Below are 25,935 nucleotides of genomic sequence, written 5' to 3'. Positions count from 1 at the left end.
CTAGGGTTGTTGGCGGGGAGGCCGACAATCCATGGATGCAGACGACTTCATTCGCCGCTGGTCCGAGGCGCCGATCAGCGAGCGCGCCCACTATCAGACCTTTGTCGCCCAGCTGTGCCGCCTGATCGGCGTCGCAGCGCCTGACGACGAGCGAACCGGCGATCTGGACTACTGCTTCGAGCGCCCGGTGAAGTTCTTGCACGAGGACGGGGGCAGTCACCCCGGCTACATCGACTGCTATCGGCGCGGCGCCTTCGTGCTGGAGGCCAAGCAGTCGGGCAAGCGCGGGGCGGGCGGGGCGCTGGACCCGCAGCCGCAACTGGCTCTGTTCGGCGGGCGCGGGCGCAAGGTCGCGCCCGGACCGCCAAACGCGCTGGAAACCCTGATGCGTAACGCCAAGCGTCAGGCCGAGAACTACGCCAAGGCTCTGGACGAGTGGCCGCCCTTCATCGTCGTCGTCGATGTGGGCCGGGCCATCGAACTGTGGTCCGACTTCGGCCGGCAGGGCAAGGCCTACGTCCCGTTTCCTGACCGCGCCCGCTATCGCATCGAGATGGCGGATCTGCGCGACGAGGCCGTGCGCGATCGGCTGAGGCGTGTCTGGTCCGACCCGATGAGCCTGGACCCCGCCGCGCGCGTGGCCGAGGTGACGACCGACATCGCCGCGCGGCTGGCCTGGCTGGTCCGCTCCATCGGCGGTCGGCTTGCGATCGGCGTGGACGGTCGGCCTGATCCGGTGACGAGGGCGGCGCGGGCCAATCAGACGGCCCTGTTCGTCATGCAGTGCATCTTCGCCATGTTCGCCGACAGCGTCGGCCTGATCGAAGACAAGGGCTTCCGGCGCTTTTTGGAAAGCTATCGCGGTCAGGCGGACCAGTTTCATCTGGGCGCAGGCGACTTCTTTCGGCGCATGGATCAGGGCGGGCACTGTTCGGCCATTCGTCAGACCCTGCGCCGTTTCAACGGCGGCCTGTTCCGTCATGTCGCGGCCCTGCCGATCACCGAGGACGAACTGGAGGCCCTGATTGCGGCGGCGCGGCGGGATTGGGCCTCGGTCGAACCCGCCATCTTCGGCGCCCTGCTGGAACAGGCGCTGGACCCGACCGAGCGGGGCGAGCTGGGCGCCCACTATACGCCACGCGCCTATGTCGAACGCCTGGTCGAGCCGACTCTGATGGAGCCCCTGCGCGCTGACTGGGAGGCCGCCGAGGCCAGCGCCATCGGCCTGTTCATGGCGGGCGACCACCGGGGCGCGCGGCAGATGGTGCGTCAGTTCCATCATGACCTGTGCCACATCCGCGTGCTGGACCCGGCCTGCGGCACGGGCAACTTCCTCTATGTCGCCATGGGCATGATGAAGGAGCTGGAAGGCGAGGTCCTGGCCGTTCTGGCGGAAATGGGCGAGGCGCAAGGGTCGCTGGCCCTGGACGGCCACACCGTCAGCCCGGAACAGTTCTGGGGGCTGGAAAAGAACGCCTACGCCGCCTGGATCGCCGAGATGGTCATGTGGATCGGCTATCTGCAGTGGCATTTCCGGGTCTATGGCGACGCCAAGCCATCCGAGCCGATCCTGCGCAATTTCGAGAAGATCCGGCAGACGGACGCCCTCCTGTCCTGGTCGCGGGAAGAACTGGTGCGCGACGCCGTGGGACGTCCGATCACGCGCGCACGTCCCAGCTCTCGAACGGGGCGCAAGGCGGGCGACGCACCTGATCTGTTTCCTGTGGCCGAGGATCGCGAGGTGGTCCGGCTGATCGACCCGCGTCCGACGCCCTGGCCCGACGTTCACTTCATCATCGGCAATCCGCCCTTTATCGGCGGCAAGGACCTGAGGCGTGAGCTGGGCGACGGCTATGTCGACGCCCTGTGGCAGGTGCGGCAAGGGCGGTTCCGCTCGGCCGATCTGGTGACGGCCTGGTGGGATCGGGCTGCGGACATCCTGACGGCCAAGGGATCCAGCCTGCGCCGCTTCGGCTTCATCACCACCAACTCGATCACCCAGACCTTTTCCCGGCGGGTGCTGGAGCACCACCTGAAGAGCGAGCCGTCGATGCGGCTGGTCCTGGCCATCCCCGACCATCCGTGGATCAAGGGCGGGGACCGGGCCGCTGTCCGCATCGCCATGACCGTGGCCGAGCGCGGCGAGCCGGACGGGCATGGAAGGCTGCTGACGGTCGTGTCCGAGGCGGGCCTGCATACCGACGCGCCCGAGATCGTGTTCAGCGAGGAAAGGGGGGCGATCTCCGCCGACCTTTCGGTCAGCGCGCCGGTATCCGACGCGGCGCCGCTGAAGGCCAATGCCGTCCTGGCCATGCGCGGCGTGCAACTGATGGGCGCGGGCTTCATGGTCGCGCCGGACCGTGCGGCTGCGCTGCTGTCTGCGTCGGAGCCGGAAGCGGCCTCGCCGATCCGCGCCTATCGCAACGGACGTGATCTGGCGGACCGACCGCGCGGGGTGAACGTCATCGACCTGTTCGGTTGGGAAGAGTCAGAGGTGCGGCGACGTCACCCCGCGATCTTTCAGCACGTTCTCGAGACGGTGAAGCCCGAGCGAGACCATAACAACCGGACCTCCTATCGCGACAACTGGTGGATCTTCGGCGAGCCGCGACGCGAGTTGCGACCTGCGATTGAGGGGCTGGGGCGCTATATCGCCACGGTTGAGACGGCCAAGCACCGTTGGTTCCGGTTTCTGGACGCGGACATCCTGCCGGACAACAAGCTGGTGGTGATCGCCAGCGACGACGCCGCCGTGCTGGGCGTTCTGTCGTCGCGACTGCACCAGCAATGGTTCGTCGCCAACTCGGCGCGGATTGGCGTCTATGACGGCGACGCCGTTTATGTGAAGGGCGCCTGCTTTGACGCCTTCCCCTTTCCCGATCTTTCGGGAAGGGCCCGGGCGGAGATCGCGATCTTGGCCGACGAGATCGACGGGCTGCGCGCCAAGGTCATGGCCCAGCATGATTTCCTGACCATGACCGGCCTCTACAACGCCCGGGCCCGGCTGGCGTCAGGCGCGCCCCTGACCGAGAGCGAGCGCACCGTGCATGACGCGGGCTGCATCGGCCTGCTGGATCATTTGCATCGACGCCTCGATGCGGCGGTCATGGCCGCCTACGGCTGGCCGGCCGACCTGTCGGCGCAGGAAGCGGTGGCGCGGCTGGTCGCCCTCAACCGTGACCGGGTGGTCGAGGAGGCGCGCGGCGAGGTGCGGTTCCTGCGTCCCGACTTTCAGGCCGGGCGCGTGAAGGCGCCGCGCCGCGCGGTTCAGATCGAAGCGACGTTTGATGTTTCGGCCAGTCTCCCGTCATTGCCGGATGCGCCAGGGCCGATGGCCTCGGCGCTTCTGCACGCCCTGAGACAGGAGGGCGTGCCCGTGGGGCCGCGCGCCCTGGCGGCCCGTTTCGGCGGACGACGGGGGCGGCGGATGGAGGATCGCATCGAACAGACCCTGGCGGTTCTGGCCGTGGCGGGGTCGGTGCAGCGTACAGAGAACGGCTGGTTCACCCCGCGTCGGCTGTAATGCTAGCGTCGGCTTCTGGAATCGGGGGCGGGCGGCATGGCGCAATCACAGACGGACGTCGTCATTCTGGGCGGGGGCCATAACGGGCTGGTCTGCGCCTTCTATCTGGCGCGGGCCGGTCTGAAGGTGACGGTGCTGGAGCGGCGCGGCGTCGCCGGCGGGGCGGCGGTGACCGAGGAATTCCATCCCGGCTTCCGCAACTCGACCGCCAGCTATACCGTCAGCCTGCTGAACCCCCGCGTCATCGCTGACATGGAGCTGCCGCGCCACGGGCTGCGGGTGGTCGAGCGGCGGGCGGCGAACTTCCTGCCCTTTGACGACGGGCGTTACCTGTTGACCGGCGAGGGCCGGACCCAGGCCGAGGTGGCCAAGTTCTCGACCCGCGACGCCGAACGCCTGCCCGACTACGAGGCGCGGCTGGAGACGGTCGCCGCCATCCTGCGCGATCTGATCCTGACCACCCCGCCCAATGTCGTTGAGGGCGGCTGGTTGACGGCCCTGCCGGAAATGCTGAAGGCGGCGTCGCTGGGGCGGCGGGTGTCGGGGCTGGGCCTGGCGGCGCAGCGCGACCTGCTGGACCTGTTCGCCAAGTCGGCGGGCGACTGGCTGGACGGCTGGTTCGAGAGCGATCCGATCAAGGCCCTGTTCGGCTTCGACAGCGTCGTCGGCAACTACGCCAGCCCCTATACGCCCGGCTCGGCCTATGTCCTGCTGCATCATGTCTTTGGAGAGGTAAACGGCAAGAAGGGGGCCTGGGGCCACGCCATCGGCGGCATGGGGGCGATTACTCAAGCCATGGCCGCCGCCTGCGTCGAACAGGGCGTCGACATCCGGCTGGACGCGCCGGTCGCCGAAGTGCTGACCGAAAAGGGCAGGGCGGTCGGCGCCGTGACCGAGGCGGGCGACGCAGTCCGCGCTCGCGCCGTGGTCTCTAACCTGCATCCGCGCCTGCTGTTCGACCGGCTGGTCGATCCGGCGGTGGTCCCGGCGGACTTCACCGAGCGGATGAGCCGCTACGCCTCGGGCTCGGGCACCTTCCGCATGAATGTGGCCCTGTCGGAACTGCCCCGGTTCACAGCCCTGCCAGAGGTAGGCGACCACCTGACGGCGGGCATCATCATCGCACCGTCGCTCGCCTATATGGATCGCGCTCACGCCGAGGCGCGGCTGAACGGCTGGCCGTCAAAGCCGATTGTCGAGATGCTGATCCCCTCGACCCTGGACGACAGTCTGGCGCCGGCAGGGCGGCACGTCGCCAGCCTGTTCTGCCAGCACGTCTCGCCCGATCTGGCGGACGAGCACCGCGACACGGTGGCCGATCTGATGATCGAGACGGTCGAGGCCCATGCGCCGGGATTCAAGGCCTCGGTTGTGGGGCGGCTGGCCCTGGGGCCGCGCGATCTGGAGCGGCGCTTCGGCCTGATCGGCGGCGATATCTTCCACGGCCGGCTGACCCTGGATCAGCTGTTCAGCGCGCGGCCGGTGCTGGGCCACGCCGATCACCGCATGCCGGTTCCGGGGCTCTACCTGTGCGGTTCCGGCGCCCATCCCGGCGGCGGCGTCACCGGCGCGCCCGGCCACAACGCAGCGCGCGCCGTGCTGAAAGATCTCAAACCAGGCTGATGTTCATGGCCCGCATCAGGGCTTCGCGAATGGCGCCTTCGGTAAAAGGCTTCTGGATGGTCGGATTGCCGCGCCAGTGTTCGGGCAGTCCCGCTTCTCCATAGCCGGTCGAAAAGACGAAGGGCACGCCGCGGGCCTTCAGCGCCTCGGCCACGGGAAAGACCTCGCGTCCCGCCACGTTGACGTCCAGCAGGGCGGCGTCCAGCGAGGGCTCGGTCGTGGCCGAGATCAGGCCGTCGTCGATATTGGATTCCGGGCCGACCACGGCGCAGCCCATGTCGTCCAGAATCGTCTCGAGCAGCATGGCGACCAGGGATTCGTCCTCGATCACCAGCACGCGACGGCCCTGCAAAGCTGTGGTCATCCGACTTCCTTGTTCAACGGAATGGCGATCTCGGCGGTGAAACCATCGTCGCGGTAATGCATCTGAACCGTGCCTGCCAGATCATGCCTGACATTGCGTTCGATCAAACGACTGCCGAAGCCGCGGCGTTCCGGCTGAGCTACTGACGGCCCGCCGGTCTCGCGCCAGAAGATGACCAGCTGCGGGTCCGTCAGGTCGGCCAGTGACCAGTCGACCAGAACCCGTCCATCGCCAGGCGTCAGGGCGCCATACTTGGCGGCGTTGGTGGCAAGTTCATGAAAGATCATGCCCAGCGACACCGCCATGGCGGGGTCGAGCGCGACATTGGGGCCGTTCAGGGTCAGTCGGTGCAGGCCGTGGGCCGTGGTCTCATGCTCCAGCACCTCGCGCAGGTCGGCGCCCTCCCAATGGCTGCGGGTCAGCAGGTCGTGGGTGTGCGACAGCGACAGGATACGCGACTGGAAGGTCTCGGCGAAGGAGCGCGGGTCCTCGTGTGAACGCGCTGTCTGCATGGCGATCGACTGGACGGTGGCCAGGGTGTTCTTCACCCGGTGGTTCAGTTCGTCGATCATCAGCTTCTGACGCTCGGCGGCCTGGACGGTGTCGGTGACGTCGTGCCCCTGGACGAAGACGCCCACGATCTGACCCTCGTCGTCGCGGATCGGCTGATAGATGAAGTTGAGATAGCGGGTCGTCAGCAGGCCGTTGGGCGTCTGCTGAAGTTGCACCGGGCTCTGGCGTCCCTGGAAGGGCTCGCCCGTCGCCAGCACTTCGTCCAGGAAGTCATAGTAGCCTTGGCCGGCAAGCTCGGGCAGGGCTTCGCGAATGGGTTTCCCCACTACGTCGCGATGGCCGATCAACTGGCCATAGGCGCCGTTATGCAACTGGATCACGTGCTGCGGGCCGTTGAGTACGGCCACGAAGCCCGGTGTCTGCATGAACATGTCCAGCAGTTGCCGCCGTTCCGTCTCCAGTCGCCGGTTGTCGGCCTGAACGCTCATGGCGCGGCGGAACATGCCGCCGCCGATCAGGCTGTCCAGCGCCGAGGGGGCGTCTTCAGGCCTGAGCCGCCCGACCTGACGGCGCAGTCGTTCCAGTTCGGTGATGTCGCTGGTGTGCTGCAGGATATGGGTGACGCGGCCCTCGGCGTCCTTGATCGGCGTGTGGGTGCAACTCCAGTAGCGATCGTCATAGGCGACCGTGCCGTCGGCCTGCTCGATCGGGATTGGATAGTGCAGCACGGCCAGATGGTCTGGCTGTCCCGTCGTCAGAACCTTCTCGAACGACGCCGCCAGCTGTTTGGCGTTTTCAGGCGCCTCCTCGCCCGGCCCGGCGTCAAACGCCTGCATCACCGGCTGGCCTAGCAGCGCTTCGCGGGTGCGATGCGTCACGTCCAGATAGGCCTGATTCATCCCGGCGTAGCGCAGCTGGGCGTCCAGCAGCATGTAGGGATTGGGCGAGGCGTCGAACGCTGCGACCAGATCGATTGTCTTGGCGAGTTTTCGCAATAGGACCCCCGTAGTCCCTGCCTAACGTCAGCGCGCCCGAAAGGGTGCGTGTTCCTGCCGTGAAATCCACAGTTCTGTCCAGAGACGAACTTACGAATGCCGCGGCGGAGTGGGCGGTCGAGGTGACGAGATGTCGGAGAAGGGATGGTGGACGCGACAGGGATTGAACCTGTGACCCCCTCGGTGTGAACGAGGTGCTCTCCCGCTGAGCTACGCGTCCAGCGCAGAACGACCAAATCAGAAAGGCTTGGGCCGTCGGGAGGCGCGATGTAGCCCGCGATTCCGACGACGGCAAGCCTCTTTGATCAAATACCGGCGGTGCGGACCCCTTCGGGCGTTTCCGTCTCGGGATCGCCGGGCAGCCAGGCGACGTGACCGTTGTAGATGTCCTCGTTCAGGATGCCTTCCTCCTTGGCGACCAGCACAGGCACCAGCATCTGGCCGGTGACATTGGTGGCGGTGCGCATCATGTCGATGATCCGGTCAATGGCGACAATATAGCCGATGCCTTCCAGCGGCAGGCCCGCCGTCGAAAGGGTCAGGGTCAGCATGACGATGGAAGTGCCGGGCACGCCCGCCGTCCCCAGCGAGCCCAGAACCGCCGTCAGGCCGATCAGGACGTACTGGGTCAAGCTCAGGTCGATGCTGAAATACTGGGCGATGAAGATCGAGGCGATGGCCGGATAGATGGCCCCGCACCCGTCCATCTTGACATTCGCCCCCAGCGGCACGGCGAAGGCGGCATAGGCTTGCGGCACGCCCAGACGCTCGACCGTCTGGCGCAGGGTGATCGGCAGGGTGCCCAGTGAGGAGGAGGTGGCGAAGGCCGTCTGCTGGGCCGCAAAGGCCCCGCGGAAGAAGCTGCGGATCTTCAGGCCGTGCAGCTTCAGCAGGCCCGAATAGACGATCAGGATGTGGAACAGGCAGGCCGCATAGATGGCGAAGATGAACTTGCCCAACGGCAGCAGCGCCTCCCAGCCATAGCCGCCGACGACCGAGCCGATCAGGCCGAACACCCCGAACGGCGTCAGCTGGATCACCCAGCGGGTGATGCGAAACACCAGGGCCGCGCCTTCGTCCACCAGCCGTCGAGCCGTCTGCGCCCGGTCGCCCAGCGCCACCAGAGCCGCGCCCAGCAGGGCCGAGAAGAAGATGATCTGCAGCACCTTGCCCTCGGCCAGAGAGGCGAAGGGGTTCTTCGGCACGACGCCCAGCAGCACCTCCAGCGGCGTCGGGATGACCCGTTCCTTCACCTCGCCCAGCGGCAGGTTGGACAGGCCCACGCCCGGATTGATCAGGTGTCCGAAGGCGAAGCCGACCAGCACCGCCAACAGGGACGTGACGGCGAACCACACCAGGGTCCGCACCCCCAGCCGCACCGCGCCCACGCCTTCGCCCAGCTTGGCGATGGAACTGGCGATGGTGAACAGCACCAGCGGCGCGACCACCATGCGGATCAGGTTCAGATAGACATCGCCGATCGGCTGCAGCCAGACGGTCGCCTGCTCGCGCAGGATCAGGCCGGCGATGATGCCCAGGGCGAAACCGGCGGCGGTGCGCTGCCAGAGGGGGATAGCGAAGAAACGACGAAGCATGACGACCCTTGGGGAGGAACGGGTCGACCTATGTGTTTCCCATGCGCGCGGACGGCAACAGGAACGGGAGCGATTGACGCTGAGAAGTTCTGCGTCGTCGTTTAGTTTTTCTCGCCATCAGCTCGCTCGCGCAAATAGAGGTAGAGCGGCAGCGCCAGCGACAGTCCAACGCAGAAGCTGGCCGGCAGCACCAGCCACCAGCGCGCCACCCTGTGCCGGGCCGCATCCCGCCATGACCACACCCAGAACACCACGATGGTGATCAGCACATCGGTGGAAAAGCCGCCGGCGGCGCCGTTGGCGAACAGCGACTTCAGAAAGAGCGGGATATCGAGCCCGTTCAGGGCGAAGAAGGACCCGAAGAACAGCCAGGGGACCACGGTTCCGACCACAGCCATGGCCAGATAGAAGGGCTTGGCGTTCATTCTGTCTCTCCCCTTGGGGCCTCAGCCGCCCATCACGTCGGCCAGCCCCGCCTCGAACCCGTCGTAGTGGTCGATCACCACGTCCCCGCCCAGCTCATCCCGCGGCACGTCGTTGTAGCCAAAGCCGACGACGATGCAGGCCACGCCCGCATCCTTGGCCGCTTTCGTATCCGTCGTGCTGTCCCCAACCATGACGCACCGCGCGGGATCGCCGCCGGCCTTCTGCACGGCCTCATGGATATGCGCCCCGCTGGGCTTGCGGGCCGAGACGGCGTCCGGCCCGGCGATGAAGGCGAAATGCTTCGTCAGATCCAGCGCCTCGATCAAGGCCACGGACAGGTCGGTGCGCTTGTTGGTGGCGACGCACAGGATGGCGCCGCGCGCGGCCAGCCGCTCCAGCGTTGGGACGACGCCGTCGAACACGACGCTCTCGTCGGCGATGTGGGCCAGATAGTCCTCGATGAAGCGCTCGAACAGGCCGGGGGCATGGGCCTCGTCCCAGGCGGCGCCCGCCTCCATGAAGCCGTGACGCAGCAGGGCCATGGCGCCGTGTCCGACCAGATGCCGGGCCGAGGACATGGGCACGGGCGGCAAGTCATACTGCGCCAGCATCCGGTTCAGCGTGCCGATCAGATCGGGCGCCGAGTCCACCAAGGTCCCGTCCAGGTCGAAGGCGATGGTCCAGCCTTCCAGATCGCGTTCAGTGCTCATGTCGTCTCCCGGCTCGCGCAGACCCCGGCAATGGGCTAGATCGCGCAGGACGACAAGCCGCCGGATCGATTCATGACCGCACCTCACCCTCGCGCCGCCATCATCCTCGCCGCAGGGCAGGGCACGCGGATGAAGTCGCCGCTGCCCAAGGTCCTGCACCCGGTCGGCCAGCGCGCCATGCTGGATCACGCCATCGACGCCGCCGAGGCCCTGGGCTGCGAGCGTATCGTGGTCGTCGTCGGCTCCCATTCGCCCGAGGTCCGCGCCCACGTCGAAAAGCGTCTGGGCGCTGACTCCATCGCCGTTCAGGACCCGCCGCTGGGCACCGGCCACGCCGTCCGCGCCGCCGAGGCCGTGCTGGGCGATTTCATCGGCCATGTGGTCGTGACCTATGGCGATGTCCCCCTGCTGAAGGCCGCCGACATCGAGCCGGTCTTCGCCGACGCTCATGAAGGCGTCACCGTCATCGGCTTCGAGGCCCGCGATCCCGGCGCCTACGGCCGTCTGATCCTGCAAGGCGACGACCTGCTGGCCATCACCGAGGCCAAGGAGGCTTCGGCCGAGGTTCTGGCGATCACCGCCTGCAACTCCGGCGTCATGGCCGCCCCGGTCGGCCTGCTGTTCGACCTGCTGGCTGAGGTGAGGAACGACAACGCCAAGGGCGAATACTATCTGACCGACGTGGTCGAGCTGGCCCGTAAGCGCGGCGCCCCGACCCGCGCCGTCTTCGCTGCAGAGGACTCGGTCATGGGCGTGAACGCGCAAGGCGAACTGGCCCAGGCCGAGGCCCTGTTCCAGCAAACCCAGCGCGAACACTTCTTGGCCGCAGGCGTCACCATGGGCGCGCCCGACACCGTCCATTTCGCCTGGGACACGGCTATCGGAGCCGGCACGACCATCGAGCCCTTCGTCGTCTTCGGCCCCGGTGCGGTCGTCGCCGAGGGCGCACGCATCCGCAGCTTCAGCCACGTGGAGGGCGCCAAGGTCGCGAGCGGGGCAGAAGTCGGCCCCTACGCCCGCCTGCGCCCCGGCGCGGACCTGGGCGAGGGCGTCAAGATCGGCAACTTCGTCGAGGTCAAGAACGTCCGCATGGACGCCGGCGCCAAGGCCAACCATCTGGCCTACCTCGGCGACGGCCATGTCGGCGCGAAGGCCAACATCGGCGCGGGAACCATCTTCTGTAACTACGACGGCTTCTTCAAACACCGCACTACGGTGGGCGAGGCGGCCTTCGTCGGCTCCAACTCCTCGCTGGTCGCCCCCGTGACTGTCGGCGCGGGCGCCATGGTCGGCTCGGGTTCGGTGGTGACGAAGGACGTGGCGCCCGGCGATCTGGCCCTCGGCCGCGCCGAACAGACGACCAAGCCGGGCTGGGCCGCCCGCTTCATGGCCACCATGCGCGCAAAGAAGGCAGCGAAATGAGCGACCAGCAAAAGAAGAACGCCGGCGAAGCCGCCGCCGCCCATGTCGAGGCCGGCATGGTGGTCGGTCTGGGCACCGGCTCCACCGCCGCCTGGTTCGTGAAAGCCCTGGCCGCGCGCAACCTGCCGGACCTCCGCTGCGTCCCGACTTCGGAACGCACGGCCGATCTGGCGCGCGAACTGGGTCTGACCCTGTCGACGCTGGAAGACACCCCCCGCATCGACCTGACCGTCGACGGCGCCGACGAGATCGGCCCGGGTCTCGCCCTCATCAAGGGCGGCGGCGCGGCCCTGCTGCGCGAGAAACTGGTGTGGGAGGCGTCAAGCCGCTGCATCTGCATCGCCGACGCGGCCAAGGTGGTGCCGGTGCTGGGAACCTTCCCCCTGCCGATCGAGGTCGTCGCCTTCGGTCACAAGACGACCGCCAACCGCATCGCCGACGTCCTGGCTGACCACGACATCCCCATGCCCGCCCGTGTCCGTCAGGCCGACCGGGGCCTGATCCGCACCGACGGCGGCAATCTGATCTATGACGCGGCCTGCAAGGTCATCAACGACCCGGCGCGCCTGGCCGCCGACCTCAAGAGCCTGACCGGCGTGGTCGAGCACGGCCTCTTCCTCGACCTCACCGACCTCGCCATCATCGGCACGGACGCCGGGTTCGAGACGATCAATCCTTGATGCCGCTGACCAAGCGGCGTGCCGCAGACGTGCTTGTGTTTAAGGCTTCGCGTCTCAAGGCTGCATTCTGTGCAGCGGGCTCCGCTGCCATGGTTTACGTGAGTTATGCTAGCCAGAATCCAGTAACGACGTCTGGTGGATCGCCAGTGCACCCGCTGGCTGCTTGGGGCTTTTCCGTCCTGTTCGGCAGCTGTCTTGTCGCGGCGCTGCTAAGACTCGTTTTCTTGCCCAAGCTCGTTGTCGATCAAAATGGGCTCAGGTGCGAGGGCGGACTCAGACCTGTTGCTTTGTCCTGGAATGACGTGGTCCGCATTGATGTGCTGGAAATCAGGGGGCTGGCCTGGCTGACGGTGACTGGTTCGGCGCCTAGACATGGTCTGTTTCTTCAGGGTTGGAAGCTGTCGGCGCACGAGATGAAGTCGCGAATTACCCAATTTCGTGCGGGGCTAGGACAAGCACCCTCCGTAAACGATTGTGCAGCCGTTATTCCGAACGACGAATCTGACGAACGCAACCGTATGCGGCGACAGGGCATGGTCACGGTCGTTGTAGCGGCCGTCATGGCGTTTCTTAGCTTCGGCGATGTTCGGCAGGTTGGCGTTCAGCAGCTTCCAGCAGGTGTGGATTTTCAATGGGCTGTGGCGCCCAACCTATGGAACATGGCGCTGGCGATTGTCGCTCTCGCCGTTTCCCTTGTGGGGTTCTCCCGGTGGTTTTGGCCGACAGGCAAGAGGGCTAGTCCGCCCTTGCTGACCACGGCAACCGAATGGACGGTCCTCTCCATCTGCATGCTCGCTCTCTTTTGCGCCGCTTGGATGTTGTTCGCAGGGCTGGCGCATCCGGCATGACGTTGCCTTGCCCCCTCGCGCCCCGGCGCCTAAGTCGGGTCAGCGCTGCGGTTCAGCCGCACGGATTTCAGACGATTCAGACGAATTGGACTCTGTTTTTTGAGTCCATTCCCGGAGACCCCGATGACCCAGTACGACTACGACCTCTTCGTCATCGGCGCCGGCTCCGGCGGGGTGCGCGCGGCGCGCCTGACCGCTCTGGGCGGCAAGAAGGTGGCCGTGGCCGAGGAGTATCGGGTCGGCGGCACCTGCGTCATCCGCGGCTGCGTGCCCAAGAAGTTCATGGTCATGGCCTCGGAAGTCAGCCACGCGCTGGAGATCGCCGAGGGCTACGGCTGGTCCTTCGACAACGCTAGGTTCGACTGGCCGACCTTCCTGCAGGCCAAGGATGTCGAGATCGCCCGCCTGTCGGGCATCTACGCCGCCAACCTGGGCAAGGCGGGCGTCGATCTGGTCCACGGCCGCGCCGTGATGAAGGACGCCCACACCGTCGAGATCGTCGGCAAGAACCAGACCTTCACCGCCGAGAAGATCCTGATCGCCACCGGCGGTCGTCCGTGGAAGCCTGAGGACCTGCCGGGCGTCGAACACGCCATCACGTCTGAAGAAGCCTTCCATCTGCCGGAACTGCCCAAGCGCATCCTGATCGCGGGCGGCGGCTATATTGCGGTCGAGTTCGCGGGCATCTTCGCCGGTCTGGGCGTCGAGACGACCCTGATCTATCGCGGCCCCAACATCCTGCGCGGCTTTGACGACGACGTGCGCGCCCATCTGGCGGGCGAGATCGAGAAGCGCGGGATCAAGGTCATCCTGGGCTGCCAGCATGCGTCGATCGAGAAGACCGAGACCGGGCTGGTCAGCCACCTGGGCAACGGCATGACGCTGGAAACCGACGTGGTCATGTTCGCCACCGGCCGCGTCCCCTATGTGCGCGGGCTGGGTCTCGAGAACGCTGGCGTCGAACTGAATGACGAGGGCGCCATCGCCGTCGATCCCTTCTCGAAGACCTCGGCCGACAACATCTGGGCCATCGGCGACGTGACCGACCGGATGAACCTGACGCCCGTCGCCATCCGTGAGGCCGTCGCCTTCCACGAGACGGTCTACAAGAACAATCCGCAGCACTTCGATTATGAAGCCGTCGCCACCGCCGTCTTCAGCCAGCCGCCGGTCGGCGTCGTGGGCTTGACCGAGGCCGAGGCCCGCCGCGCCTGTCCGGGCGAGGTTGATGTCTATGTGACCCGCTTCCGCCCGATGAAATACGCCTTCACGGGCTCGGAGGAGCGGGTGCTGATGAAGCTGGTGGTCGACGCCGACAGCCAGCGCGTCGTCGGCTGCCACATCGTCGGCCCGGAAAGCCCGGAGATGATCCAGCTGGCCGCCATCGCCGTGAAGGCCGGGCTGACCAAGGCCCAGTGGGACGCCACCTGCGCCGTCCACCCGACCATGGCCGAGGAACTGGTCACGCTGAAGGAGAAGCAGTCCCCGTCGATGATGGCGGGCTGATCTTCATGGCGAGAGGCGGCTTGCCAGTCGCCTCTCGCACGCGCCTTATGCGGCCAGCTGTTTCGGAGGTTCCCCATGAAGTCCCGTCTGCTCGCCGCCGCCCTGTCCGCCCTGATGGTCGCCGCCGCATCGCCGGTTCTGGCTCAGACCGCACAGCCCGCCGCCTATCAGAGCGCCGTCGCGGACGCCTTGCGCCCCGCGGACGAGGTCGCGCGCGACCCCCTGCGTCATCCGGCCGAAATCCTCGCCTTCGCCCAACTCCAGCCTGGCCAGCGCGTCGCCGACATCCGCCCCGGCGCGGGCTACTTCACCCGCCTGTTCTCCCGCGTGGTGGGCGAGGGCGGCCACGTCTACGCCTTCGTGCCGAACAAGACCGCCGAGCGCGAAAACCCGCGCGCTGACGCCCTGGTCGCCGCCTATCCCAACGTCAGCCGCGTCAACGGCGACCTGGACGCCATGAGCTTCGACCAGCCGCTGGACGTGGTCTTCATGAGCCAGGAATATCACGACTTCCACATCCCCCGTTTCGGCGTGGATGTGACCAAGATGAACGCCGACATCTTCAAGGCGCTCAAGCCCGGCGGCCTGTTCGTGGTCATCGATCACCAGGCTGCGCCCGGCGCCGGGAACACCGTCGTCGAAACCCTGCACCGCATCGAGGGCGCCCAGCTGCGCCGCGAGGTCGAGGCCGCCGGCTTCGTCTTCGACGGCGAGACCCCGGCGGTCGCGAACCCGGCCGACAATCACACGCTGAACGTCTTCGACGAGGCCATTCGCGGCAAGACCGACCAGTTCGTCTATCGCTTCCGCAAGCCGGGCTGAACCGGCTGAAATCACAGGAGGAGTTGCCGTGCGTCCCTTCCTTTCTGTCCTCATCGCCGCCGCTCTGGCGGCGACCGCGCCGGTCGTCTCGGCCCAGACGGCGCCCGGCGCCTACGAAGCCGCCCTGGCCAGCCCCATCCGCACGACCGAGGACCGGGCCCGTGATGCGGCCCGCCACGCCGCCGACACTCTGGCCTTCTCTGAGGTGAAGCCGGGCCAGAAGATCGGCGACATGATCATCGGCGGCGGCTACTTCACCCGCCTGTTCTCGGCCGCTGTCGGACCCGCCGCCGCCGCCGCGCTGGATAACGCCGACGCCATCAGTTCACCCATCGGCGCGCCGGAATGGCCGGAAGATCTGGATCTGATCTTCACCGCCCAGAATTACCACGACCTGCACCTCAAGCCCTTCGCGGCGGACACCGCGGCGCGGGTCAATGCGGCGGCTTATCGGGCGCTGAAGCCCGGCGGCCTCTATGTCATCATCGACCATGACGCGGCGGCAGGGGCGGGAACGGAGGCGCCCGACAGCCTGCACCGCATCGAGGCGGATCAGGTCAGGCGCGAGGTCGAGGCGGCGGGCTTTGTTATGGACGGCTCCAGCGACCTTCTGGCCCACGCCGACGACCCGCGCACGGCCAATGTCTTCGACCCCTCCATTCGCGGCAAGACCAGCCAGTTCATGCTGCGGTTCAGAAAACCGGCCTGAGCCGAAACTGTCGAACAGGTGACTGGCGAAGCGCGCGGGGAGGGGCTAACCCTGCCCCAAAATCCATAAGGGAAACGCTCAGATGACTCGCATCGCCTTCATCGGTCTCGGCAATATGGGCGGCGGCATGGCCGCCAATCAGGCCAAGGCCGGGCATGACGTCGCCGCCTTCGACCTGTCGCCCGCCGCGCTGGAGCGCGCCGCCGAGGCCGGCTGTCGCACCGTCGCCTCGGTCGCCGAGGCCGTGAAGGACGCCGAGATCGTCATCACCATGCTGCCCGCCGGTCCGCACGTCCTCAGCGTCTATTCCGAACAGATCATTGGCGCGGCTCCGTCCAGCGCCCTGCTGCTGGATTGCTCGACCATCGACGTGGAGACGGCGCGTAAGGTCGCGGGCCTTGCCAAGGAGGCAGGCTACGCCTTCGCCGACGCCCCCGTCTCGGGCGGCACGGCCGCCGCCGACGCCGGGACCCTGGCCTTCATGGTCGGCTGCGACGAGGTCGACTTCGCCCGCGTCGAACCGGCGCTGGACCCCATGAGCCGCATCACCATTCGCGCCGGCGACCACGGTGCGGGTCAGGCGGCCAAGATCTGCAATAACATGCTGCTGGGCATCTCCATGGTCGGCACCTGCGAGGCCATCGCCCTGGCCGAGAAGCTGGGTCTGGAGCCGGAACGCTTCTTCGAGATCGCATCCAAGTCCTCGGGCCAGTGCTGGAGCGTCAGCAACTACTACCCCTGGGCCGGTCCGGTCCCGACCGCTCCGTCGAACCGCGAATACGAGGGCGGCTTCGCCACCGCCATGATGCTGAAAGACTTGAAGCTGGCCCAGGACGCCGCCGCCAAGGCGGGCGCCACGACCCCGCTCGGCGCCCAGGCCGAGGCCCTTTACGCCCTGTTCAACGGCCTGGGCTACGGCGGCAAGGACTTCTCGGCCATGGTGCAGATGCTGCGCGGACGGCTGGATACCCTGGCCCAATGACCGAAGAACCGCCCCTCTACCACGAGGACATCGCCGGGATCATCATGGGCTTTCTGCTGGCCTTCATGGCCAACTGGGCGGTTAGCGAGGAGGAGGGGCGGGTGCTTCAGGACGCGGTGGACTGGCTGGTCGCCGCCACCATCCTGGTCAGCATCTCCTTGATGGTCATCACCCTGGCCCGCTTGCTCGACAATCGGGTGCGCGACGGCGTCGGTCGCCGCTATCAGACGACCTTCCGGTTCTACATCACTTCGATGGTGGTGGGGCTGGCCGGTCTGGTGGCCGCCCTGATCATCTAGGCTGGCTGCTGCTGCGTCGCGCAGTGGATGCCGCCGCCGGACGCGCCCAGGGCGTCGATGTTCAACTGCACCACTTCGCGGCCCGGATAGAGGGCGGCCAGGATCTCGCGCGCCTCGGCGTCGGCGCGGCGGTCGCCGAACTGCGGCGCGATCACCGCTCCGTTGCAGACGTAGTAGTTGACGTAGCTGGAGACGAAGTCGTCCCCCGTCCCGCGAATGTCGATCGGTTCAGGCAGGCGCGTGATGTCCAGCGGACGCCCGCGCGCATCCGTCGCCTGTTGCAGGATGCTCAGGGTTTCATGGGCGGCGACCGACCAGGGGTCATCTGGGTCCAGTTCGTCGTCGATCTGGATCAGCACCCGTCCCGGTCCGGTGAAGCGGGCCAGGGAGTCGATGTGATAGTCGGTGATGTCGGCGTCCTTCACCCCCGGCGCCCAGATCATCTTGGTCGCGCCGATGGCGGCGCCCAAGCGCTCGGCGATCTCGTCCTCGGTCAGGTCGGGGTTGCGGTTGTCGTTCACCCAGCAGCTGGCGTGGGCCATCATGGTCCCGGCGCCGTCGTGCTCCAGCCCGCCTTGCTCTCCGATTACGCCGCTGTCGAACAGGGGCAGACCCAGGCGCTGCGCAACCCGCTCGGCGATCAGGCCGTCATTTCGGTGGCGTTGCTTGTCGCCCCAGCCATTGAAGCGGATGTGGGCGACCGCCAGCTCGCCATCGGCGTCCTTGACGAAGGTCGGTCCGCTGTCCCGGCACCATAGGTCGTCGGTCGGGATGTCCCAGACCTCGACGTCTTCGCTGAATCGGTCGGGATTGAAGCCGCGCGCGCCGGGCGCGGCCATCATGGCCACGGGTTCATACTCGCTGATGGCATTGGCGATGGCGACGATATTGGCCTGGACGGCCGCCAGATCGCGCGACCCATAGACATCGACGCTGACCGGCCACTGCATCAGAGTCCGCGTGTGGCGCTCGCTCTCCATCGGCATCTCATAGCGCGCGGAGGAGGCGAGCGTCGGTGCGGCGCACCCGGCGGCTCCGATCCCGAAGGCGGCGATACCGGTTTTGATCACATGGCGTCTGTTCATGACGCCGGAGCCTAGGCGGGGCTGTCAGGCGGTCAAGTCGCAAGCGCGTGTGAAACGTGTGAGGTGAGAATCGTTATCAATTAAGGGGTTGGGACGTTTTGTCCGGCTCAGAACATGGACAAGGCTGGTCGGCGAGCGCAATTAGGCGGAGAAAGCTGTATAAGCGAAAGAACTGCCGTCTTGTTCGACTATAAGTCCGCCTTTCAAAACTCGGTCGAGCAGGTCCGCAACGAGGGTCGCTATCGCGTCTTCGCCGACCTGAAGCGTGTGCGCGGTCAGTTCCCGCAGGCGGTGCGCCGTCGTGAAGACGGTTCCGAACAGGGCGTCGTGGTCTGGTGCTCCAACGACTATCTTGGCATGGGCCAGCATCCGGTGGTTCTGGAGGCCATGACGGCGGAGATCGAGGCCGTGGGCGCGGGCGCCGGCGGCACGCGCAACATCTCGGGCACCACGCGCTCGGCGGTCGATCTGGAAGCCGAGCTGGCCAGCTGGCACCAGAAGGAAGCGGCCCTGCTGTTCACCTCGGGCTATGTGGCCAACGAGGCGACGCTGTCGACGCTGCAGAAGATCCTGCCGGGCCTGATCATCTTCTCGGACGCCCTGAACCACGCCTCGATGATCGAGGGCATCCGTCACGGCGGCGGCCCGCGCCACATCTTCCGTCACAACGATCTGGAACACCTCGAGGAACTGCTGGCCGCCGCGCCGGTTGACGCCCCCAAGCTGGTCGCCTTCGAGAGCGTCTATTCGATGGACGGCGACATCGCCGACATCGCCGGCACCATCGCCCTGGCCAAGAAGTACGGCGCCATGACCTATCTGGACGAAGTCCATGCGGTCGGCCTGTATGGCGAGACCGGCGCGGGCGTGGCCGAGCGTGACGGCGTGCTGGACGGCATCGACATCGTCGAATGCACCCTGGGCAAGGCCATCGGCGTCATGGGCGGCTATATCGCCGCCGACGCGGTGATTGTGGACGCGGTGCGCAGCTGGGCCTCGGGCTTCATCTTCACCACCAGCCTGCCGCCCGCCCTGACCGCCGGGGCCCTGGCCTCGGTGCGTCACCTGAAGGCGCACCCGGAACTGCGCGTCGCCCATCAGGAGCGCGCCGAGACCCTGAAGCGCCGCCTGCTGGAAGCCGGCATCCCGGTCCTGCCCAGCGTCAGCCACATCGTCCCGGTCCACGTCGGCAACCCGGTCCACTGCAAGCTGATCTCGGACATGCTGCTGGAAGAGCACGGCATCTACGTCCAGCCGATCAACTATCCGACCGTGCCCAAGGGGACCGAGCGCCTGCGCTTCACCCCGTCGCCGAACCATGACGACGGCATGATCGACAAGCTGGTCGATGCGATGGACAAGCTGTTCTCGCACTGCAACGTGGCGCGTCGTCCGGTCGCCGCATGACGATCGATCCCGAACTCGGCGAGGTCATCGTCGAGTTCGTCCGCAACGGGACCTATGTGAAATGCTCGGCCGTCCACACGGCCACCGGCGTCGAGGTCTCCGCCATGGGCCCGGCGCTGGAGCCGCGCGCCGTCGAACGCGTGGCGATCGCCAAGTTGAAGCGGGCCTTGTCACAGCGCTGACCCCCTAGATGTTGTGGTGTGGGACGACGCGGCCTAGATAGGGGCGCCGTTTTCGCTCCAGCCTTCGGGATGCCCGCCAGTGACCGCCTTCACCCACGACGCATACTTCTCCAAGAGCCTCGCCGACGCTGATCCGGCGATCTTCAAGGGCATCCAGGGCGAGCTTGGCCGCCAGAAGGAGCAGATCGAGCTGATCGCTTCGGAAAACATCGTCTCGCAGGCGGTGCTGGACGCACAGGGCTCGGTCCTGACCAACAAGTACGCCGAGGGCTATCCGGGCCGTCGCTACTACGGCGGCTGCGAGTTCGTGGACGTGACCGAGGATCTGGCCCGCGAGCGCGCCAAGGAGCTGTTCGGCGCCGCCTTCGCCAACGTCCAGCCTCACTCGGGCGCCCAGGCCAACCAGGCCGTCTTCTTCACCTTGCTGCAGCCCGGCGACACCTTCCTGGGCATGGACCTGGCCTGCGGCGGTCACCTGACCCACGGTTCACCCGCCAACCAGTCGGGCAAGTGGTTCCGCCCGGTGACCTACAAGGTCCGCGAAGACACTCATCTGATCGACTATGACCACGTCGCCGAAATGGCCCAGAAGGAAAAGCCCAAGCTGATCCTGGCCGGCGCCTCGGCCTATTCGCGTCACATCGACTTCAAGCGCTTCCGCGAGATCGCCGATTCGGTCGGCGCCTATCTGATGGTCGACATGGCCCACTACGCCGGTCTGATCGCCGGCGGCGTCTATCCCGATCCGATCCCGCACGCCCACGTCGTCACCACCACGACGCACAAGACCCTGCGCGGCCCGCGCGGCGGCATGATCCTGTCCAACGACGTTGATCTGGGCAAGAAGATCAACTCCGCCGTCTTCCCCGGCCTGCAGGGCGGCCCGCTGGAGCACGTCATCGCCGCCAAGGCCGTGGCCTTCGGCGAGGCGCTGAAGCCCGAGTTCAAGGGCTATGCCCAACAGGTGGTCAAGAACGCCCAGGCCTTGTCCGGCGTCCTGATCGAGCGCGGTCTGGCGATCGTTTCGGGCGGCACCGACAGCCACCTGATGCTGGTCGACCTGCGTCCCAAGGGCGTGACCGGCAAGGCCACCGAGCATGAGCTCGAGAAGGCCCTGATGACCTGCAACAAGAACGGCGTGCCGTTCGACACCGCGCCCTTCACCGTCACCTCGGGCGTCCGTCTGGGCACCCCGGCCGGCACCACGCGCGGCTTCGGCGAGGAAGAGTTCAAGCAGATCGGCCACTGGATCGCCGACGTCGTCTCGTCGATGAACGGCGGCGACGAAGCTGATCCGGCCGTCGTCGCGGGCGTCGCCGCCCAGGTGCGCGAACTGACCGCGCGCTTCCCGATCTACCGCTAAGAGGTCTGCTGAATGAAGTGCCCCTTCTGCGGAAACGCCGACACCCAGGTCAAGGACAGCCGCCCGTCTGATGACGGCGCGGCCATCCGCCGCCGTCGGTCGTGCCCGCAGTGCAACGGGCGCTTCACCACCTTCGAGCGGGTGCAGCTGCGTGAACTGGTCATCCTGAAACGGAACGGCCGCCGCACCCCCTTCGACCGCGACAAGCTGGAGCGTTCTCTGGGCATCGCCCTGAGGAAACGTCCCGTGCAGCCCGATCAGGTCGAGCTGCTGGTCAGCCGCATCGTGCGCCAGCTGGAAAGCTTGGGCGAGACCGAGATCCCGTCTCACATCGTCGGCGACTTCATCATGAAGGCGCTGAAGTCGGTCGATGAGGTCGCCTACGTCCGCTACGCCTCGGTCTATAAGGACTTCCGCCACACGGGCGACTTCGCCAAGTTCCTGGGCGACGAAGGCTTCGACGAGACCAAGTCCGGCCAGGACTGATGCGCCCGCGCGTCACGCTTAAGCTGGCCACGTCGCTGGACGGCCGCATCGCCACGGCGTCCGGCGAAAGCCAGTGGATCACCGGACCGGAGGCCCGTCAACAGGGCCACCGCCTGCGCGCGTCCCATGACGCCATCCTGGTCGGCGTCGAGACGATGCTGGCGGATGATCCCGAACTGACCGTGCGTCTTCCTGACTACGCCGGGCCGCATCCGCTTCGCGTCGTCCTCGATAGCCGCCTGCGCACCCCCGCGACGGCCAGGGTCGCCAGCGGCAACACCCTGATCCTGACGACCACTGCGCCCCACGCCATCGGTCAGGCCGAAGTCATCGCCGTCGTTGACGACGACGGTCGTCCCGCCATCGCCGCCGTCCTGGACGCCTTGACCGCGCGCGGCGTCGCCTCTTTGCTGATCGAGGGCGGAGGCCGGGTCGCCGCCTCCTTCCTGCAGGCGGGCGCAGTGGACGCCATCGAATGGTTCCGCGCCCCGATCCTGCTGGGCGGGGAGGGCAGGCCCTGCGTCGCCTCTCTGGCGCTTGCAAAGCTGGCCGACGCCCCCAAGTTCCGTCGTCTGGGCGTCGAGCCTGTCGGAGACGACCTGTGGGAACGCTACGCGCGTGCGTGACGGCCCCTCGGTCGATTTCAGACGAATTAGACTAATTAGACTCTGTTTTTTGGGTCCGAAGGGACCGGAGCTTTCATGTTCACCGGCATCGTCACCGACATCGGCCGCGTCCGCAGCGTCCGCCAAACCGACCGCGACCGTCGCTATGAGATCGAGACCGTGTGGGACACGGCGAGCATCGACCTCGGCGCCTCCATCAGCCACGCGGGCTGCTGCCTGACGGTGACTGAGAAGGGCGAGGGCTGGTTCGCGGTCGAGGTCTCGGGCGAGACCCTGTCCAAGACCAAGCTGGGCGACTGGGCCGAGAACACCCGCGTCAATCTGGAGCGCGCGGCCAAGCTGGGCGACGAACTGGGCGGCCATATCGTCTCGGGTCACGTCGATGGTCTGGGCGAGGTCATCTCCATCACGCCCGAAGGCGGATCGCACCGTATCGTGATCGAGGCGCCGGCCCCGTTGCACCGATTTATCGCCCCGAAAGGCTCAATCACCGTCGATGGGGTTTCCCTGACGGTGAATGGGGTGCAAGAGCGCCGCTTCGACTTGAACATCATTCCGCATACGTGGGATGCGACCACGCTCGGCGGCCTTAAGGTCGGCGACAGGGTCAACCTGGAGATCGACATGCTGGCGCGCTACCTCGCGCGGTGGCAGGAGACCGCATGATGAAACTGGCCGTCCACAATACCGACAGCCCGATCAGCCCGATCGAGGACATTCTCGAGGACGCCCGCAACGGCCGTCCCTACATCCTGGTGGACGCCGAGGATCGCGAGAACGAGGGCGACATCGTCATTCCGGCCCAGTTCGCCACGCCGGACCAGATCAATTTCATGATTCGCTATGCCCGCGGCCTGGTCTGTCTGGCCGTGACCGGCGACCGCGCCCGTCAGCTGCGCCTGCCGCCGATGGCCGCCGACAATCGCGAGAGCATGAAGACAGCTTTCACCGTCTCGATCGAGGCCAGGGAAGGTGTGACGACCGGCATCTCGGCCGCCGACCGTTCCCACACGATTCAGGTCGCGACCGACCCGACGCGGGGCGTGGACGACATCGTTTCGCCGGGCCACATCTTCCCTCTGGTCGCGCGCGACGGCGGGGTTCTGGTCCGCGCCGGCCACACCGAGGCCGCCGTCGACATCAGCCGTATGGCCGGCCTGAACCCGTCGGGCGTGATCTGCGAGATCATCAAGGACGACGGCGAGATGGCGCGGATGCCCGACCTGATCGCCTTTGCCCAGCTGCACGGCCTGAAGATCGGCACCATCGCCGACCTGATCGCCTATCGCCGCCGCACCGAACGCTTTGTCGAGCGCACGCTGGAGACCCCGTTTGAGAGCGTCCACGGCGGGCCGTTCAAGCTGATCCTGTACCGCAACACCATCGAAGGCGCCGAACACATCGCCCTGGTGCGCGGTGACATCGACCCGACCAAGCCGACCGTGGTGCGGATGCACCAGATCGACTTCGCCGCCGACCTGCTGGGCCATGTCGAGGCGCGTCAGGACTATATTCCGAAGGCGATGCAGGCTCTGACCGCCAATGACGGTCCCGGCGTCGTGGTCTTCCTGCGTGATCCGGGCCTGCACGGCCTGGCCGAACGTCTGGGCGGGGCGGATAAACCGACCGCCGTGGATCGTTCGCTGAAAGCCTATGGCGTCGGCGCCCAGATTCTGCTCGACCTTGGCGTTAAAGACATGATCGTGATGAGTTCGACGCGGCCCAATCCGACGGCGCTTGAAGGCTACGGCCTGCGCATCGTGGGCTGGCGCGACATGGACGGAGAAGACCAATCCTGAACGACCCCACCCGCGTCCTGATCGTCGAGGCGCGTTACTACGACGATCTGGCCGACGCCCTTCTGGAAGGGGCCAAGGACGCCCTGCGCGCGCAAGGCGTGCAGTTCGACGTCGTCACCGTGCCCGGCGCCCTTGAGGTTCCGACCGCCATCGCCCTGGCCGAGGAGGCCGGCCGTTTCCCGACGGCGCCCCGTTACGACGGCTATGTGGCCCTGGGCTGCGTGATCCGCGGCGAGACCTATCACTTCGAGATCGTCTCGGATCAGTCGGCCGCCGGCATCATGCATCTGGGCCTCAAGGGTCTGGCCATCGGCAATGGCATCCTGACGACCGAAGACGAAGAGCAGACCTGGGCGCGCGCCCGGATGAGCGAAGGCGACAAGGGTGGCGGCGCCGCTCGCGCCTGTCTGGACCTGATCGCGCTGCGCAAGCGCCTGCGCGGAGGACTGGCCTCGTGACCGAGCCGACCAACACCACCCCGGCCACCGTCGCCGAAGTCATGGCGCAACTGGCCGAGGCCGACAAAGCCCGCGCCGAACCGCAACTGACCTCGCGTCAGCGCCGCGCCCGCACGGTCGCCCGTCTGGCCGCCGTTCAGGCCCTCTATCAGATGGAACTGGCGGGCGAGGGCGTTGAAGTCGTCGTCAAGGAATTCCGCAATCACCGCTTTGACGCCGACATCGACGGCGCGCCTCTGGCCGAGGCTGACGAAGACTGGTTCTCGGACATTGTTCACGGCGTGGTCGAGGATCAGCGCGGTATCGACGAGGCGGTCAAGGCGCGTCTGGCCTCCAACTGGCGGATGGAACGTCTGGACGCCACGCTTCGCGCCCTGCTGCGCTGCGGCGCCTGGGAGCTGAAGTCGAAGCCCGACGTGCCGCGTGAAATCGTGATCGACGAATATGTCGAACTGGCCAAGGCCTTCTTCGACGATGCGGAGGCGAAGTTCGTGAACGCGGCGCTGGACGGCGTGGCGCGCGATGCCCGCGATTGACGTCGCTGGCGAATTCGAGACCATCCAGCGGCTTCTGAAGCCGCTGGCGCACCCGGAATGGGCGAGGGGGCTGGCCGACGACGTGGCTGTGCTGCCCTCGCGTCCGGGGCATGATCTGGTTCTGACCAAGGACGCCATCATCGAGGGCGTCCACTTTCTGCCCGACGATCCGCTGGACACGGTGGCGCAGAAGCTGCTGCGCGTGAACCTGTCCGACCTGGCCGCCAAGGGGGCCGAACCCTTCGGCTATCTTCTGGCCTGCCACTGGTCCGAACGCTGCGGCTGGCCCGAGCGCGAGGCCTTTGTCGCCGGGCTGCGGCGGGATCAGGCCATCTTCGACATTTCCCTTCTGGGCGGCGACACGGTGAAGACGCCGGGGCCGGCCAGCTTTTCGGCCACCCTGATGGGCTGGGCGCCCTCGTCCTCGACCGTCAGCCGGGGCGGGGCGCGGCCCGGCGACCTGGTCTTTGTCACGGGCACGATCGGCGACGGCTGGCTGGGGCTTCAGGCGGTGCAAGGCGCCCTGTCGCTGGAGCCCGAGCGCATGGACGCGCTGGAGGCCGCCTATCGCACCCCCATGCCCCGCGTCGAGTTTGCCCCCGTGGTGCGCGGCCTGGCCACCGCCAGCGCCGACGTCTCCGACGGCCTGCTGGCCGACGCCGGCCACATCGCCGAGGCCAGCGGCGTGGGCCTCGAGCTGGATCTGGAAGTCCTGCCTCTGTCGGCGGCGGCCCAGGCCTGGCTGGACAGTCGTGTCGACCCGCAGGGCGCGCTGGAGCTTCTGGCCACTGGCGGTGACGACTATGAGATCGTCCTGACCGTCCCCGCTGGCGCCGAGAACGCCCTGCGTCGCGAGGCCGAACGCCGCCACCTGCGCCTGACCCGTATCGGCCGAGTGGTCGAGGGCAAGGGCACGCTTGTCCGTCACCTCGGCCAGGAAATCACCCCGACCCGCATCGGCTGGACCCACGACTAG

26 protein-coding genes and 1 tRNA gene are annotated in these 25,935 nt (G+C 67.0%); 20 read left to right on the top strand and 7 right to left on the bottom strand.

Translation table 11 applies throughout. From position 1 onward, the window contains the following. Positions 1 to 31 precede the first annotated feature (31 nt). Together IFE19_RS10315 and IFE19_RS10310 are read left to right on the top strand one after the other, a co-directional pair. A complete protein-coding gene (locus IFE19_RS10315) occupies positions 32 to 3,523 on the top strand; it encodes a class I SAM-dependent DNA methyltransferase (RefSeq protein WP_207822027.1) in 3,492 nt (1,163 codons plus the stop codon). 36 nt (positions 3,524 to 3,559) lie between these two features. Next, complete coding sequence (locus IFE19_RS10310; protein WP_207822025.1) at positions 3,560 to 5,146, top strand: phytoene desaturase family protein; 1,587 nt, start codon at positions 3,560 to 3,562, stop codon at positions 5,144 to 5,146. Here the strand turns inward: IFE19_RS10310 and IFE19_RS10305 are convergent. From IFE19_RS10305 to IFE19_RS10280, 6 genes are all read right to left on the bottom strand, one after another. Next, on the bottom strand, positions 5,133 to 5,510 hold the full coding sequence (locus tag IFE19_RS10305) for a response regulator (protein WP_207822024.1): 378 nt from the start codon (positions 5,508 to 5,510) through the stop codon (positions 5,133 to 5,135). The genes IFE19_RS10310 and IFE19_RS10305 overlap by 14 nt on opposite strands. Continuing rightward, positions 5,507 to 7,018, bottom strand: a complete 1,512-nt coding sequence (locus IFE19_RS10300; RefSeq protein ID WP_225910239.1) for an HWE histidine kinase domain-containing protein — start codon at positions 7,016 to 7,018, stop codon at positions 5,507 to 5,509. Before IFE19_RS10300 ends, IFE19_RS10305 begins: the two co-directional genes overlap by 4 nt. A gap of 145 nt (positions 7,019 to 7,163) precedes the next feature. Further along, a tRNA-Val gene (locus tag IFE19_RS10295) sits at positions 7,164 to 7,238 on the bottom strand. An 85-nt stretch (positions 7,239 to 7,323) separates the two neighbouring features. Beyond that, positions 7,324 to 8,613 carry a dicarboxylate/amino acid:cation symporter gene (locus IFE19_RS10290; RefSeq protein ID WP_207822022.1) on the bottom strand — a complete coding sequence of 430 codons (1,290 nt, stop codon included), beginning with the start codon at positions 8,611 to 8,613 and terminating at the stop codon, positions 7,324 to 7,326. 101 nt (positions 8,614 to 8,714) lie between these two features. Further along, complete coding sequence (locus IFE19_RS10285; RefSeq protein ID WP_207822020.1) at positions 8,715 to 9,038, bottom strand: DUF2834 domain-containing protein; 324 nt, start codon at positions 9,036 to 9,038, stop codon at positions 8,715 to 8,717. Between the two features lie 21 nt (positions 9,039 to 9,059). Continuing rightward, on the bottom strand, positions 9,060 to 9,749 hold the full coding sequence (locus IFE19_RS10280; protein WP_207822018.1) for an HAD-IA family hydrolase: 690 nt from the start codon (positions 9,747 to 9,749) through the stop codon (positions 9,060 to 9,062). Positions 9,750 to 9,821: 72 nt separating this feature from the next. Here IFE19_RS10280 and glmU point away from each other — a divergent pair, with 72 nt between their 5' ends. The 8 genes from glmU to IFE19_RS10240 all read left to right on the top strand — a co-directional run bounded on the left by glmU (position 9,822) and on the right by IFE19_RS10240 (position 17,017). Further along, positions 9,822 to 11,171 (top strand): bifunctional UDP-N-acetylglucosamine diphosphorylase/glucosamine-1-phosphate N-acetyltransferase GlmU, encoded by a 1,350-nt coding sequence (gene glmU, locus IFE19_RS10275; RefSeq protein WP_207822015.1) that lies wholly within the window; start codon positions 9,822 to 9,824, stop codon positions 11,169 to 11,171. Continuing rightward, entirely contained in the window at positions 11,168 to 11,851 is a 684-nt protein-coding gene (rpiA, locus tag IFE19_RS10270; RefSeq protein WP_207822013.1) for a ribose-5-phosphate isomerase RpiA, read from the top strand. The genes glmU and rpiA overlap by 4 nt, the downstream gene beginning before the upstream one ends. Beyond that, positions 11,848 to 12,699: a hypothetical protein gene (locus IFE19_RS10265; RefSeq protein WP_207822011.1), complete on the top strand. Its 852-nt coding sequence runs from the start codon at positions 11,848 to 11,850 to the stop codon at positions 12,697 to 12,699. Before rpiA ends, IFE19_RS10265 begins: the two co-directional genes overlap by 4 nt. A 123-nt stretch (positions 12,700 to 12,822) precedes the next feature. Next, the gene (gor, locus tag IFE19_RS10260; RefSeq protein WP_207822009.1) at positions 12,823 to 14,205 is read left to right on the top strand and encodes a glutathione-disulfide reductase; all 1,383 of its coding nucleotides are present in this window, start codon (positions 12,823 to 12,825) and stop codon (positions 14,203 to 14,205) included. Positions 14,206 to 14,280: 75 nt separating this feature from the next. Further along, positions 14,281 to 15,027, top strand: coding sequence for a class I SAM-dependent methyltransferase (locus tag IFE19_RS10255; RefSeq protein ID WP_207822007.1), 747 nt, complete (start codon positions 14,281 to 14,283; stop codon positions 15,025 to 15,027). Between the two features lie 28 nt (positions 15,028 to 15,055). Further along, a complete protein-coding gene (locus tag IFE19_RS10250) occupies positions 15,056 to 15,736 on the top strand; it encodes a methyltransferase (RefSeq protein WP_225910238.1) in 681 nt (226 codons plus the stop codon). A gap of 82 nt (positions 15,737 to 15,818) precedes the next feature. Beyond that, complete coding sequence (gene mmsB, locus IFE19_RS10245; RefSeq protein WP_207822005.1) at positions 15,819 to 16,718, top strand: 3-hydroxyisobutyrate dehydrogenase; 900 nt, start codon at positions 15,819 to 15,821, stop codon at positions 16,716 to 16,718. Then, on the top strand, positions 16,715 to 17,017 hold the full coding sequence (locus IFE19_RS10240; protein ID WP_207822003.1) for a hypothetical protein: 303 nt from the start codon (positions 16,715 to 16,717) through the stop codon (positions 17,015 to 17,017). The genes mmsB and IFE19_RS10240 overlap by 4 nt, the downstream gene beginning before the upstream one ends. Here IFE19_RS10240 and IFE19_RS10235 read toward each other — a convergent pair. Next, a complete protein-coding gene (locus tag IFE19_RS10235) occupies positions 17,014 to 18,102 on the bottom strand; it encodes an agmatine deiminase family protein (RefSeq protein WP_207822001.1) in 1,089 nt (362 codons plus the stop codon). The genes IFE19_RS10240 and IFE19_RS10235 overlap by 4 nt on opposite strands. A 180-nt stretch (positions 18,103 to 18,282) precedes the next feature. On the opposite strand from IFE19_RS10235, the gene hemA reads away from it, so the two are divergent. The 10 genes from hemA to thiL all read left to right on the top strand — a co-directional run bounded on the left by hemA (position 18,283) and on the right by thiL (position 25,935). Continuing rightward, positions 18,283 to 19,509, top strand: coding sequence for a 5-aminolevulinate synthase (gene hemA, locus IFE19_RS10230; protein WP_225910237.1), 1,227 nt, complete (start codon positions 18,283 to 18,285; stop codon positions 19,507 to 19,509). Continuing rightward, positions 19,506 to 19,691 (top strand): DUF6898 family protein, encoded by a 186-nt coding sequence (locus IFE19_RS10225; RefSeq protein WP_207821997.1) that lies wholly within the window; start codon positions 19,506 to 19,508, stop codon positions 19,689 to 19,691. The genes hemA and IFE19_RS10225 overlap by 4 nt, the downstream gene beginning before the upstream one ends. A gap of 79 nt (positions 19,692 to 19,770) precedes the next feature. Further along, positions 19,771 to 21,054: a serine hydroxymethyltransferase gene (gene glyA, locus IFE19_RS10220; protein WP_207821994.1), complete on the top strand. Its 1,284-nt coding sequence runs from the start codon at positions 19,771 to 19,773 to the stop codon at positions 21,052 to 21,054. Positions 21,055 to 21,066: 12 nt separating this feature from the next. Further along, complete coding sequence (gene nrdR, locus IFE19_RS10215; protein ID WP_207821992.1) at positions 21,067 to 21,540, top strand: transcriptional regulator NrdR; 474 nt, start codon at positions 21,067 to 21,069, stop codon at positions 21,538 to 21,540. Next, positions 21,540 to 22,166, top strand: a complete 627-nt coding sequence (locus tag IFE19_RS10210) for a RibD family protein (protein WP_207821989.1) — start codon at positions 21,540 to 21,542, stop codon at positions 22,164 to 22,166. Before nrdR ends, IFE19_RS10210 begins: the two co-directional genes overlap by 1 nt. Positions 22,167 to 22,241: 75 nt before the next feature. After that, on the top strand, positions 22,242 to 22,832 hold the full coding sequence (locus IFE19_RS10205; protein ID WP_207821987.1) for a riboflavin synthase: 591 nt from the start codon (positions 22,242 to 22,244) through the stop codon (positions 22,830 to 22,832). Next, on the top strand, positions 22,829 to 23,965 hold the full coding sequence (gene ribB / locus IFE19_RS10200; protein ID WP_207821985.1) for a 3,4-dihydroxy-2-butanone-4-phosphate synthase: 1,137 nt from the start codon (positions 22,829 to 22,831) through the stop codon (positions 23,963 to 23,965). The genes IFE19_RS10205 and ribB overlap by 4 nt, the downstream gene beginning before the upstream one ends. Continuing rightward, positions 23,959 to 24,423, top strand: coding sequence for a 6,7-dimethyl-8-ribityllumazine synthase (ribH, locus tag IFE19_RS10195; protein ID WP_404822167.1), 465 nt, complete (start codon positions 23,959 to 23,961; stop codon positions 24,421 to 24,423). Before ribB ends, ribH begins: the two co-directional genes overlap by 7 nt. Positions 24,424 to 24,464: 41 nt before the next feature. Next, positions 24,465 to 24,959, top strand: a complete 495-nt coding sequence (gene nusB / locus IFE19_RS10190; RefSeq protein ID WP_207827549.1) for a transcription antitermination factor NusB — start codon at positions 24,465 to 24,467, stop codon at positions 24,957 to 24,959. Further along, positions 24,946 to 25,935: a thiamine-phosphate kinase gene (gene thiL, locus IFE19_RS10185; RefSeq protein ID WP_207821983.1), complete on the top strand. Its 990-nt coding sequence runs from the start codon at positions 24,946 to 24,948 to the stop codon at positions 25,933 to 25,935. Before nusB ends, thiL begins: the two co-directional genes overlap by 14 nt.

Source organism: Brevundimonas pondensis (assembly GCF_017487345.1).
Taxonomy (GTDB): domain Bacteria; phylum Pseudomonadota; class Alphaproteobacteria; order Caulobacterales; family Caulobacteraceae; genus Brevundimonas; species Brevundimonas pondensis.
This window is presented reverse-complemented; position numbering and strand designations above follow the sequence as displayed.

What these genes read in the sequence shown, in the direction of transcription:
- IFE19_RS10315 (WP_207822027.1), top strand. Translation starts at nt 32, where the DNA reads ATGGATGCAGACGACTTCATTCGCCGCTGGTCCGAGGCGCCGATCAGC.
- IFE19_RS10310 (WP_207822025.1), top strand. Translation starts at nt 3,560, where the DNA reads ATGGCGCAATCACAGACGGACGTCGTCATTCTGGGCGGGGGCCATAAC.
- IFE19_RS10305 (WP_207822024.1), bottom strand. Translation starts at nt 5,510, where the DNA reads ATGACCACAGCTTTGCAGGGCCGTCGCGTGCTGGTGATCGAGGACGAA.
- IFE19_RS10290 (WP_207822022.1), bottom strand. Translation starts at nt 8,613, where the DNA reads ATGCTTCGTCGTTTCTTCGCTATCCCCCTCTGGCAGCGCACCGCCGCC.
- IFE19_RS10285 (WP_207822020.1), bottom strand. Translation starts at nt 9,038, where the DNA reads ATGAACGCCAAGCCCTTCTATCTGGCCATGGCTGTGGTCGGAACCGTG.
- IFE19_RS10280 (WP_207822018.1), bottom strand. Translation starts at nt 9,749, where the DNA reads ATGAGCACTGAACGCGATCTGGAAGGCTGGACCATCGCCTTCGACCTG.
- glmU (WP_207822015.1), top strand. Translation starts at nt 9,822, where the DNA reads ATGACCGCACCTCACCCTCGCGCCGCCATCATCCTCGCCGCAGGGCAG.
- rpiA (WP_207822013.1), top strand. Translation starts at nt 11,168, where the DNA reads ATGAGCGACCAGCAAAAGAAGAACGCCGGCGAAGCCGCCGCCGCCCAT.
- gor (WP_207822009.1), top strand. Translation starts at nt 12,823, where the DNA reads ATGACCCAGTACGACTACGACCTCTTCGTCATCGGCGCCGGCTCCGGC.
- IFE19_RS10255 (WP_207822007.1), top strand. Translation starts at nt 14,281, where the DNA reads ATGAAGTCCCGTCTGCTCGCCGCCGCCCTGTCCGCCCTGATGGTCGCC.
- mmsB (WP_207822005.1), top strand. Translation starts at nt 15,819, where the DNA reads ATGACTCGCATCGCCTTCATCGGTCTCGGCAATATGGGCGGCGGCATG.
- IFE19_RS10240 (WP_207822003.1), top strand. Translation starts at nt 16,715, where the DNA reads ATGACCGAAGAACCGCCCCTCTACCACGAGGACATCGCCGGGATCATC.
- IFE19_RS10235 (WP_207822001.1), bottom strand. Translation starts at nt 18,102, where the DNA reads ATGAACAGACGCCATGTGATCAAAACCGGTATCGCCGCCTTCGGGATC.
- IFE19_RS10225 (WP_207821997.1), top strand. Translation starts at nt 19,506, where the DNA reads ATGACGATCGATCCCGAACTCGGCGAGGTCATCGTCGAGTTCGTCCGC.
- nrdR (WP_207821992.1), top strand. Translation starts at nt 21,067, where the DNA reads ATGAAGTGCCCCTTCTGCGGAAACGCCGACACCCAGGTCAAGGACAGC.
- IFE19_RS10210 (WP_207821989.1), top strand. Translation starts at nt 21,540, where the DNA reads ATGCGCCCGCGCGTCACGCTTAAGCTGGCCACGTCGCTGGACGGCCGC.
- IFE19_RS10205 (WP_207821987.1), top strand. Translation starts at nt 22,242, where the DNA reads ATGTTCACCGGCATCGTCACCGACATCGGCCGCGTCCGCAGCGTCCGC.
- ribB (WP_207821985.1), top strand. Translation starts at nt 22,829, where the DNA reads ATGATGAAACTGGCCGTCCACAATACCGACAGCCCGATCAGCCCGATC.
- nusB (WP_207827549.1), top strand. Translation starts at nt 24,465, where the DNA reads ATGGCGCAACTGGCCGAGGCCGACAAAGCCCGCGCCGAACCGCAACTG.
- thiL (WP_207821983.1), top strand. Translation starts at nt 24,946, where the DNA reads ATGCCCGCGATTGACGTCGCTGGCGAATTCGAGACCATCCAGCGGCTT.